10 protein-coding genes and 1 pseudogene are annotated in these 10,127 nt (G+C 73.6%); 4 read left to right on the forward strand and 7 right to left on the reverse strand.

Features of this window, described 5'->3' with window-relative positions:
• Positions 1-178: 178 nt before the first annotated feature.
• From ACFF45_RS25540 to ACFF45_RS25555, 4 genes and pseudogenes are all read right to left on the reverse strand, one after another.
• Complete coding sequence (locus tag ACFF45_RS25540; protein ID WP_381348796.1) at positions 179-580, reverse strand: hypothetical protein; 402 nt, start codon at positions 578-580, stop codon at positions 179-181.
• A 103-nt stretch (positions 581-683) separates the two neighbouring features.
• Positions 684-965 (reverse strand): streptophobe family protein, encoded by a 282-nt coding sequence (locus ACFF45_RS25545; RefSeq protein WP_381348814.1) that lies wholly within the window; start codon positions 963-965, stop codon positions 684-686.
• Entirely contained in the window at positions 965-1,336 is a 372-nt protein-coding gene (locus tag ACFF45_RS25550; RefSeq protein ID WP_381348815.1) for a hypothetical protein, read from the reverse strand. The genes ACFF45_RS25545 and ACFF45_RS25550 overlap by 1 nt, the downstream gene beginning before the upstream one ends.
• Before the next feature lie 67 nt (positions 1,337-1,403).
• Positions 1,404-1,904 (reverse strand): annotated as a pseudogene (locus tag ACFF45_RS25555) (streptophobe family protein); the annotation flags it as partial.
• A 42-nt stretch (positions 1,905-1,946) separates the two neighbouring features.
• Here ACFF45_RS25555 and ACFF45_RS25560 point away from each other — a divergent pair.
• Positions 1,947-4,460, forward strand: a complete 2,514-nt coding sequence (locus tag ACFF45_RS25560; RefSeq protein ID WP_381348797.1) for an ABC transporter ATP-binding protein/permease — start codon at positions 1,947-1,949, stop codon at positions 4,458-4,460.
• Positions 4,461-4,566: 106 nt separating this feature from the next.
• Here ACFF45_RS25560 and ACFF45_RS25565 read toward each other — a convergent pair whose 3' ends face one another.
• The 3 genes from ACFF45_RS25565 to ACFF45_RS25575 form a co-directional block, all read right to left on the reverse strand.
• Complete coding sequence (locus ACFF45_RS25565) at positions 4,567-5,301, reverse strand: transglycosylase SLT domain-containing protein (protein ID WP_381348798.1); 735 nt, start codon at positions 5,299-5,301, stop codon at positions 4,567-4,569.
• A gap of 299 nt (positions 5,302-5,600) precedes the next feature.
• Positions 5,601-6,719: an S-adenosylmethionine:tRNA ribosyltransferase-isomerase gene (locus ACFF45_RS25570; protein ID WP_381348799.1), complete on the reverse strand. Its 1,119-nt coding sequence runs from the start codon at positions 6,717-6,719 to the stop codon at positions 5,601-5,603.
• Positions 6,719-7,414 (reverse strand): SDR family NAD(P)-dependent oxidoreductase, encoded by a 696-nt coding sequence (locus ACFF45_RS25575; RefSeq protein ID WP_381348800.1) that lies wholly within the window; start codon positions 7,412-7,414, stop codon positions 6,719-6,721. The genes ACFF45_RS25570 and ACFF45_RS25575 overlap by 1 nt, the downstream gene beginning before the upstream one ends.
• 226 nt (positions 7,415-7,640) lie before the next feature.
• Here ACFF45_RS25575 and ACFF45_RS25580 point away from each other — a divergent pair, with 226 nt between their 5' ends.
• From ACFF45_RS25580 to chpE, 3 genes are all read left to right on the forward strand, one after another.
• On the forward strand, positions 7,641-8,810 hold the full coding sequence (locus ACFF45_RS25580; protein ID WP_381348801.1) for a GAF domain-containing sensor histidine kinase: 1,170 nt from the start codon (positions 7,641-7,643) through the stop codon (positions 8,808-8,810).
• A complete protein-coding gene (locus ACFF45_RS25585) occupies positions 8,803-9,444 on the forward strand; it encodes a response regulator (RefSeq protein WP_381348802.1) in 642 nt (213 codons plus the stop codon). The genes ACFF45_RS25580 and ACFF45_RS25585 overlap by 8 nt, the downstream gene beginning before the upstream one ends.
• A gap of 171 nt (positions 9,445-9,615) precedes the next feature.
• The gene (gene chpE / locus ACFF45_RS25590; RefSeq protein WP_381348803.1) at positions 9,616-9,861 is read left to right on the forward strand and encodes a chaplin ChpE; all 246 of its coding nucleotides are present in this window, start codon (positions 9,616-9,618) and stop codon (positions 9,859-9,861) included.
• The last annotated feature ends 266 nt before the right edge of the window (positions 9,862-10,127 follow it).

Here is a 10,127-nt window from a genome sequence, read left to right on the forward strand (position 1 = left end):
GCTGCTCGCCGTCGTCCGCGGGTCCTCGTCCGGGGGCTGCTCTCCCTCATACCCCGGTTCTCGCCCGGGCGGCCGTACGCCCTCGCCCGCCGGTCCCGCACCGCCGGCGGCGCCGTACCCGCTGCACCCCTCACCAGTCGCCCCCGACCAGTCGCCCCCCCCGATCGGCCGCCCCCCGTCAACCGGCCGCGCGCCCTCCGGCTCCCGCGGATCCCCCGCAGGCCCTGACGCAGCCCCTCCGGCAGCCGCAGATACGGATGGGTGTCCGGGTTCGGCGGCCGGTACGTCTGCCCGGCGCATACGGCCCCGAGGCCGCCGCCCGCGCCGCGGCCCTCACCGCCGCGTCACTCAGTGCCAGCGGTGCCGCCCACCGCCCCGCCCCGCCGGTCGGGTACGCCAGCGGCGCCCCGGCACACCCGGCACCCGCCCCCCACACCGCGCCGGGCAGCAGCGCCGTGCCGGCGTGCCGGTGCAGCCCGACCCCGGCGCCGAACGCCTCGCCCCCCAGCACCGACAGCGAGGCGCGCACGGACACCCGGGTCAGCCATCCGAGGGACGGCAACGCCGGCGCGGTCACCACCCCGAGCCGCAGCGCACACCGCCCCGCGAAGCTCGGGCCCCCTGCCCCCGTACGCCCCCGACCGGCGTCCGCACCGCCAGGAGCACCCCCGCCGGCAGCAGCGTCAGTGCCGCCGCCCCAGCAGCCACACCCGTCCGTCCAGCTCCGCCGGCCGCCCCAGCGTCACCGGCTCGTGCGAGTCGATCAGCAGGTCGTCCAGCGGATCCGGGAGGAAGCGGGTGAGCGCCCCGGACGCCTCACCGTGCCAGGGGACGGACAGGCCGACCGGGATGCCCAGCCACGCCGCGTTCGGCGCCCCCGGCGGCGCCGCTCCCGCGACCCACCGCGGACGGTCGTCACCGGCCGCCGCGTAAGGCGCCGTCGCGAGCCCGGCCACCACGGCCATCAGCCCCACGGCGACCAGGGCCTAGACCGCCGGCCGGACGACCCGGCGCACCGCTCCCAAAGCCACGCGGCGGGGGAGTCCGGCGGGAGGCCGGCAACGCGATCAGCGGCACGCCGGCCGGCCCAGCCCAGCAGCGTGGGCGCCATGTCCACGCGGAACCCGGCCGTCGTCTCGGCCTCGACCAGGTCGCCGACCCGGTCCGGCAGCAGACCGCCGATGTCCCCGACGTCACCGAGCCCGGGAATCCGCACGCCGCCCGGTCCCGGGCCGCCGGGCAGGCCGTCGAGGCCGAGCGCGCCCCCGTCGAGCGGGATGGCGTCGTGCCCCGTACACGCCAGGCCGCCCAGCGTCGCGACGAAGGGCGCGACCACCGCGCCCGCGCGCGAGCGGTTCGGACCGGGCGACGACGACTCCGGCCGGGCGCAGGGACCGGAGAAAGAACCAGGACAACAGGAGCGCTCCGGCCAGGCTCACGCCCAGTGGCGTGATCTCGACGGCCGTGATGGCCTCCGCGCCGACCAGTCCCGAGGCGGACACGTCACCGGACGATGTGGCCGAACCACCTGCCCCAAGGGCCACCACCGCCGCGGTCATCGGTGCCGGCGAACCGGCCGAGTCCGCCCCCAGCAGCCGCAGTCCGAGCGCCGCCGTCCCCGTCATCCCGATCAACGCCCAGCTCACGGCGGCGAGCGCGGACAGCGGGATGTCCGCGCACGGCAGCCTCGTGCCGTCCCCGGCCCTCGCGACACTCACGCCGGACCCCCGATCCGCGGCCCGGTGGCACCGCCGCGCATGTCCCCCTCGCGGGGGATTACCCCTCTCCGGGCCGGTTTCCACTCCGTCAACGGCGCAAGGGCAGACGCCCGTACGCGGTCCTCGCAAGGCCCGACTTTCGGTCAGGGGGCCGCTCCTGAAATAGTTCCCCCCGATGTTCGACATCCCTGGACTCCCCGCGACGGGGGTAACTCGGGGGACAACTCAGTGGGGCATGGAGTGCCTGAACTCGTACTGCAAACCAATGGACAAAGCTGGACGCTCGACCCGTCCAGGGCTTACACACTCGGACGCGATCCGCACGGTGACATCGTGTTCGACGACGCCAGGGTCTCCTGGCGGCACGCCACGGTCAGCTTCAACGGCCGTAGTTGGGTCATCGAGGACCACGGCAGCACCAACGGCACGTTCGCGCAGGGCCGGCGGGTCCAGCAGCTGGAGATCGGCCCCGGCTCGGCCGTCCACCTCGGCAACGCCACCGACGGACCGCAGCTGAGCCTGTCCGGTGCCGCGGCCGCCGTGGCCCCCCAGGCCCAGCCCCAGCAGCAGCCGTTCGCCGCGCAGGGCGCGAACCCGGGCCGGTCGCCGGCGCCGCACCAGCAGGCACCGCAGGCCGGGTGGCAGCAGCCGAAGCAGCCGGCCGCGCACATCCCGCAGCAGCAGGGCATCGGCGGTGCGGCGGGGGCACCACCGGTCCACGGCGACCGCAGCCCGACCACGTTCCACCAGTTCGCGCTCGGCCGCGTGATGCGGATCGGCCGTGCCCTGGAGAACGACCTGGTCGTCTCGGACCTCCAGGTCTCCCGTCACCACGCCGAGTTCCACTCGACGCCCGACGGCCGCATGGAGATCCGCGACCTCGGCTCGCACAACGGCACGTACGTCAACGGCCAGCCGATCGCCAAGGGCGGCTCCCAGCTGCTGGGCCCGGCCGACGTCGTCGGCGTCGGCCACTCGACGTTCCGGATCGTCGGCGACCGGCTGGAGGAGTTCGTCGACACCGGTGAGGTGTCCTTCTCCGCCCGCCACCTCACCGTCACGGTCGACGGCGGCAAGCAGATCCTCAAGGACGTCTCCTTCGGCGTCCCGGAGAAGTCGCTGATCGCGGTCATCGGCCCGTCCGGCTCCGGCAAGTCGACCCTGCTCAAGGCGCTCACCGGCTACCGGCCCGCGAACCAGGGCGAGGTGCTGTACGACAACCGCAACCTCTACAAGCACTTCGCCGAGCTGCGCCAGCGCATCGGTCTGGTCCCGCAGGACGACATCCTGCACAAGGAGCTGACCGTCAAGAAGGCCCTCACGTACGCGGCCAAGCTGCGCTTCCCGGCCGACACCACGGCCGCCGAGCGCGAGGCCCGGATCGACGAGGTGCTGCGCGAGCTGAAGCTCGACATCCACAAGGACAAGAAGGTCACCTCCCTGTCCGGCGGTCAGCGCAAGCGCGTCTCCGTCGCCCTGGAGCTGCTGACCAAGCCGTCGCTGATCTTCCTGGACGAGCCGACCTCCGGTCTCGACCCGGGCATGGACCGCGACGTGATGCAGCTGCTGCGCGGCCTCGCCGACGACGGACGCACGGTCCTGGTGGTCACCCACTCGGTGGCCGAGCTGGCGCTGTGCGACAAGCTCCTGGTGATGGCCCCGGGCGGTTCGGTCGCGTACTTCGGCCCGCCCGAGGAGGCGCTGAACTTCTTCGGCTACGACACCTGGGCCGACGTCTTCTCCGCCTTCGAGAACTACCGCGACTACGACTGGGCGGGCCGCTGGAAGGGCTCGCAGCACTACCAGATGTACGCCGCGGACATCGACGCCGTCGCCCCGCAGGCCGTGCAGATGCCGCAGATGCAGGCGATGAAGCCGCCGAAGCCGCAGGGCTGGATGTCGCAGTTCGTCACGCTGGTCCGCCGCTATGTGTCGGTGATCGTTTCCGACAAGGGCTTCCTGGCCCTGATGGTGATCCTGCCGGCCGTCCTCGGCGCGGTCAGCCTGCTCATCGAGCCGGACAACGGCCTGCTGCCCAACGAGCCCAACCAGGCCGGCCGGATCGTCCCCAACGGCACCGCCACCACCGTCCTGCTGATCCTCGCGGTCGGCGCCTGCTTCGCCGGTGCCGCCAACTCGGTCCGTGAGCTGATCAAGGAACGGGTCATCTACGAGCGGGAGCGCGCGACCGGTCTGTCCCGCTCCGCGTATCTGATGTCCAAGGTGTTCGTGCTCGGCCTGATCACCGTGTTCCAGGGCCTGCTGGTCGGTGTGATCGGCTTCGCCGGCCGGGAGCTGCCGGAGGAGGGCCTGATCCTGGGCAGCGCCACGATGATCGAGCTCTCCCTGCCGATCATGGCGCTCGGCTTCACCTCGATGATGTTCGGCCTGATCATCTCGTCGCTGGTGAAGACGGCCGAGAAGACCATGCCGCTGCTGGTCATGTTCGCGATCATCCAGGTGGTCTTCACGGGCTGCCTGTTCGCCCTGAACGGCGCGGTCGGCGTCAATCAGTTCTCGTACCTGATGCCGTCCCGCTGGGCGGTCGCCGCCGCGGGCGCCACGCTGGACTTCAACAGGATCAGCCCGCCCGAGGAGGGCGCCGGCAACGACCCGCTGTGGGAGCACACGGTCGGCGCGTGGACCCTGGACATGGTCGCCCTGCTCGCGCTCGGCGTGCTCTGCGGCTTCTTCGTGGCCCGCTTCCTGCGCCGCCACGAGCCGGAGGTCATGCGCAAGTAGCCGGTCCCGTACGACGCCGAAGGGCGGCACCCCGTCAGGAGGTGCCGCCCTTCGGCGTACGGCGGGCTGAGGCCCGCGCCTGCCTCAGCACGTGCCGTGCGCCGGCTCAGTAGGCGCTGTTGACGTTGTCGATCGAGCCGTACCGGTCGGCCGCGTAGTTGGCGGCGGCGGTGATGTTGGCGACCGGGTCGTAGATGTTCCAGGAGGTGCCGGGCACGTGGTACGCCTGGAAGGTCGGCGGGATCACCTGGAGCAGGCCCTTGGACGGGACGCCGTTGACGGCGTTGATGTCCCAGTTGTTGATCGCGTTCGGGTTGCCCGAGGACTCGCGCATGATGTTCTTGTGCAGGCCGTGGTAGGAGCCCGGGATGCCCTTGGCCTTCATGACGGCCAGCGCCTCACGGATCCAGCCGTCGAGGTTGTTGCCGTAGGTCTTCGCGGCGACCGGCTCGAACGCGATGCGCTCGGCGGACCGGCTCGCGGCGGCCCTCTCCGCGCGCCGCTCGGCGGCGGCCTTCTCCTCGGCGGCTTCGGCGGCGGCCTTGTCGGCAGCGGCCTCGGCGGCGGCTTCGGCGGCGGCCTTCCTCTTCGCCGCGATGGCCTCGACCTTCAGGCTGGCCCCGGCGAGCTGGTCGGTGACCCCGGCCCTGACGTCCTTGACCGGCTCGGCGCCGTGGGCCACCCGGGCCGCGGCGACGGATCCGGCGGTGGTGGTCTGACCGCCCGAGGGCACCGTGGAGAACGCGACCGCGGCGGCGCCGAGCGCGGCCACACCGGCCACGGCGATCTTGCTGTTCTTGGGCAGGGCACGACTGCGGTCGCGGAGGATGTTCTGGGGCATGGCGTACGGACCTCTTCGAATGGCGCGGAGGTCGCTCACGTCAGGGCGGGGGACAGGGACTTCCCGCACGAACGCCGCGGGCAGAGGACCCGCGGCGCTGAGCGACGGCTGCCATTCTTAGCGGCCGCAAAAACCACTGGCAAAGGTGTGACGTACTATCCGGGGTAGTGGATCAGGTGGGGGCAAATCAGGACAGATCAGAATGTCCTCCCCGCTAGTCACCGGTCTGTCTCTCTCCTATCGTCCTTCGTACGTGATGTGCGCCCTATGTGCGTCCTCACACGCCCAGGACGCCGGCCTCACCGGCCGTCGCGGAAGTGATGCTCTGCGTCACCGCCCTCGCCGGGCAGCAGGAGATGGACGTCGCCGAACTCGTGCCACAGGCAGCGCCGGCGCAGCGCCTCCTCGTACCCCCGGCGGACCGCCGCCGCCCCGGCCACCGCCTCCAGCATCAGCAGATGCGAGGCCTGCGGCTCGTGCAGCCCGGTCAGCAGCCCGTCCACCACCCGTACCCCGCGCTCCGGCGTGACCACGAGGTCCGTCCACCCCCGCGCGGCCCGGACCACCCCGCCGGGCCCGGCGGCGGACTCCACGGCACGGACCGCGGTCGTCCCCACCGCGATCACCCGCCCGTCCCCGGCCCGCACCGCGTTGATCAGCCGCGCCGACGCCTCCGGCACCGCGTAGCGCTCCGGGTACGGCGGCTCGTGCGCCTCCGCCGAGGCCACCCCGGTGTGCAGCGTGACCGGGGCGAACTGCACACCCCGGCTCACCAGCTCGGCGACCATCCGGTGCGTGAACGGGCGCGCGGCGCTCGGCATCTCGGCGCTGCCCGACCCGTCGGCCGACGGCAGCGCGAACACCGTCTGGTACGCCGACAGGGGCTGGTCCCGCTTTGTGTAGGAGTAGCGGATCGGCCGCCCGTGCCCCGTCAGCAGCTCGCGCACCTCCGTCCCCTCCGCCCGGGCCCGCCACAACCGCTCGCCCCGGTCGCTCAGTGGCTCCACCAGCACCAGCCGCCCACCGTCGGGCAAGCGCACCTCCGTCCCCGCCGGACCGCCCGCACGCGCCCGCGTGGTGCCCTTCCCGTCCGGATCCCGCAGCTCGACGGCCCACCGCCCGTCATCACCGCGCGTCGAGAAGTGCACCACCACGCGCGCGTGCCCGACCCACCCGTCCACCGCCGCGGCCAGCGTCGGAGAGGTGTTCACGATCAGCAGGTCGCCCGCCCGCAGCAGCCGCGGCAGCTCCGCGAACGCGTGGTGCGACACCTCGGTCCCCCGCGACACCAGCAGACGTACGGCGTCCCGGTCCAGCCCGGGCCCGCGCTGTTCGGCCGGCACGCGCGCGGACAGCTCCCGCGGGAGCGCCCCCCACTCCCGCAGCGGCCCGGCCGGTATCCCCAGCGCCGAGGCCATCACACCCCCTCCAGCAGCGCCGGCGCGCCGTAGCGGCCGCTCGCCGGACGCTCGTCCAGCAGCCGCAGGAACGCCGGCACCACAGTGGCCGGCTCCGGCCGTGGATCCCCGTCCTCCGGTACGGCCGCCGCGTACAGCTCCGTCGCCATGTCACCGGGGTCCACCGCCCACACCCGCAGCCCCGGCTCCTCCGCGGCGAGCACCGCGGCGAGCTGGTCCAGGGCCGCCTTCGACGCCCCGTAGCCGCCCCAGGTCTCGTACGCCTCGGCGGCCGCGTCCGAGCTGACCGTGATCACCGCGGGCCGCCGGGCGGCCCGCAGCAGCGGCAGCGCCTCCTGGACCAGGCCCAGCGCGGCCACCACGTTCACCTCCAGGGCCCGCCGCAGACCGTCCACGGGCAACCGGTCCAGCCGGACGAGCGGCTCGGCGCCCAGCGCGCTGGCGTTGCTCACCAGCAGCTCGACTCCGCCCAGCCGCCAGGCCGCCGCCACCAGCCCGGCCCGGTGCCCGGCGTCCGTGACGTCACCGGCGAGAGCCTCCACCCGGGTCCCGTGCGCCGCGAGCGCCGCCGCCGTCTCCTTCAGCGCCCGCTCGCCCCTGGCGTCCAGCACCAGGTCCCAACCGCGCGCGGCCAGGGCCTCGGCGAGCGCCCGCCCCAGCCCTTTCGACGCCCCCGTGATGATCGCTACCGCCATGACACGTTCCCCTCGCTCCCGACGCCGCTCGATCGGCGTGCCGCCACCGTAGGAACCGGGCACGCCGCCGCGCCTCGGACGCGGGCCGCAGAGCGGCGGGGCCCTTCGGCCTACGCCGTCCGGCCGCGACCCGGGGCCTAGGCCCAGCCGCTTAGGCCGCTGGGCCGAGGCGCCGCCGTCACCGGTCCGATCCGCCCTGTCGTAGCCCGCCGGTAGCGTGGACGGCATGAGCCAAGGTCCCCGGTCCGGCCTCGCCGCGATCAGCGCCGCGCTGCTGGCCATGAGCAGACATCTGGAGGTGCGCGACGTCCTCAAGACGATCGTCGCCTCGGCCCGCGAGCTGCTCGACGCGGAGTACGCCGCGCTGGGCGTACCGGACGACCACGGCGGCTTCGCGCAGTTCGTGGTCGACGGGGTCAGCGACGAGCAGTGGAAGCAGATCGGCCCGCTGCCCCGCCAGCACGGCGTCCTCGCCGCGATGCTGCGCGACGCGACACCGCAGCGCCTGCCCGACGTGCGCGCCGACCCCCGCTTCGGGGGCTGGCCCTCCGCCCACCCCGACCTGGCCGACTTCCTGGGGCTGCCCATCCGCGACGGCGACGAGGTGATCGGCGCCCTCTTCCTCGCCAACAAGCTGCGCCCCGCGGGAGGACACGCCCCGTGCCCCACGCCGGACGGCACCTGCGGCTTCACCGCCGACGACGAGGAACTGCTGTCCATCCTCGCCCAGCACGCCGCGATCGCCCTCACCAACGCCCGGCTCTACGAACGCAGCCGCGAACTCACCATCGCCGAGGAGCGCTCCCGCCTGGCCCACGAACTGCACGACGCGGTCAGCCAGAAGCTCTTCTCCCTGCGCCTGACCGCCCAGGCCGCCACCGCCCTCGTCGACCGCGACCCGGCGCGCGCCAAGGGCGAACTGCAGCAGGTGGCCGCGCTCGCCGCCGAGGCCGCCGACGAGCTGCGCGCCGCCGTCGTCGAGCTGCGGCCCGCCGCCCTGGACGAGGACGGCCTGGTGGCGACCCTGCGCACCCAGGTGCAGGTCCTCGACCGCGCCCACACCGCGCGCGTGACGTTCGCCGCCCACGGCGTGCGCGCCCTGCCCGCCACCCAGGAAGAGGCCCTGCTGCGCGTCGCCCAGGAGGCGCTGCACAACGCCCTGCGGCACTCCGGGGCCGAGCGGGTCGCCGTCACCCTGTCCAAGCGCGGCACCGGCGCCGTCCTGCGCGTCACCGACGACGGCGGCGGCTTCGACCCGCGCGCGATACGCCGTGCCGGACGCCACCTCGGCCTGGTCTCCATGCGGGACCGCGCGGGCGGCGTGGGCGGCACGCTCACCGTCGATTCGGCGCCCGGCAAGGGCACCACGATCGAGATGGAGGTCCCCGGTGGCTGACGCAATCAGGGTGCTGCTCGTCGACGACCACCAGGTGGTCCGCCGCGGCCTGCGCACCTTCCTGGAAGTGCAGGACGACATCGAGGTCGTGGGCGAGGCGGCCGACGGCGCCGAGGGCGTCGCCCACGCCGAGGAACTCAAGCCCGACATCGTCCTGATGGACGTCAAGATGCCCGGCATGGACGGCGTGGAGGCACTGCGCCGGCTGCGCGAGCTGGGCAACGTCGCCCGCGTGCTCATCGTGACCAGCTTCACCGAACAGCGCACGGTCGTCCCGGCCCTGCGCGCGGGCGCCGCCGGATACGTCTACAAGGACATCGACCCCGACGCGCTGGCCGGCGCCATCCGCTCGGTGCACGCCGGGCACATCCTGCTCCAGCCCGAGGTGGCGGGCGCCCTGCTGTCCCAGGAGGAGACCAACTCCGGCCAGGGACGGGCCGGGTCACTCACCGAGCGGGAGCGCGAGGTGCTCGGCCTGATAGCGGACGGCCGCTCCAACCGGGAGATCGCCCGCGCGCTGGTGCTCTCCGAGAAGACCGTCAAGACCCACGTCTCGAACATCCTGATGAAGCTCGACCTGGCGGACCGCACGCAGGCCGCCCTGTGGGCCGTACGCCACGGCGTCGCGGGCTGAAACAAGCCGACAAACACTCCGTACGGCAATACGGAAGGTTCCGCTCCGAGCTGAGATTCATACCGTCGTGGGAATGTCCCCCACATGGCGCACCCTGCGCGGGGGCTCCGGCGTTCTTCAGTGCGTGCTGCGGCGACTGGCCGCGGCGAACGCGTCAGAAGGGCTTACGAAGTGAAGAACCTGAAGAAGGCAGCGGCCGTGACGATGGTGGCCGGTGGTCTGGTGGCCGCCGGTGCCGGTATGGCCTCCGCCACCGACGGATCGCTGGCCACCGGCAAGGCCGTGGGCTCGCCGGGTGTCGTCTCGGGCAACCTCGTCCAGGCCCCGGTGCACGTCCCGGTGAACGCGGTCGGCAACAGCGTGAACGTCGTCGGCGTGCTGAACCCGGCCTTCGGCAACCTCGGCATCAACCGCTGACCTCCCGCCGTGTCGGCCGTCGGCCCGGACCGCGTGGGCACGCTCCCGACCCACGTCCCCCACACCTGACCCGACCGGCCACCACAGGGCCCCGCGAGCAAAGCCGCCTCGCGGGGCCTCAGCACGCCACCGCCCACCGACGCGCCCGCCCGGCCCGGGCCTGGCCTCGCCACCGCTCCGGCCGCCACCGCCCGAGAGCACGACCTCACCACCGCGCCCGCTCTCACCGGTCGGCCGTGTATGGCCGTCTTCTCCCTGCCGCCGGG

Origin of the sequence: Streptomyces cinereospinus, from assembly GCF_042430725.1 — a bacterium.
GTDB lineage: Bacteria > Actinomycetota > Actinomycetes > Streptomycetales > Streptomycetaceae > Streptomyces > Streptomyces cinereospinus.

Bases quoted from the DNA above. Each gene is read 5' to 3' on its own strand.
- ACFF45_RS25565 (WP_381348798.1), bottom strand. From the start codon at position 5,301: ATGCCCCAGAACATCCTCCGCGACCGCAGTCGTGCCCTGCCCAAGAAC.
- ACFF45_RS25580 (WP_381348801.1), top strand. From the start codon at position 7,641: ATGAGCCAAGGTCCCCGGTCCGGCCTCGCCGCGATCAGCGCCGCGCTG.
- ACFF45_RS25570 (WP_381348799.1), bottom strand. From the start codon at position 6,719: ATGGCCTCGGCGCTGGGGATACCGGCCGGGCCGCTGCGGGAGTGGGGG.
- ACFF45_RS25575 (WP_381348800.1), bottom strand. From the start codon at position 7,414: ATGGCGGTAGCGATCATCACGGGGGCGTCGAAAGGGCTGGGGCGGGCG.
- ACFF45_RS25545 (WP_381348814.1), bottom strand. From the start codon at position 965: ATGGCCGTGGTGGCCGGGCTCGCGACGGCGCCTTACGCGGCGGCCGGT.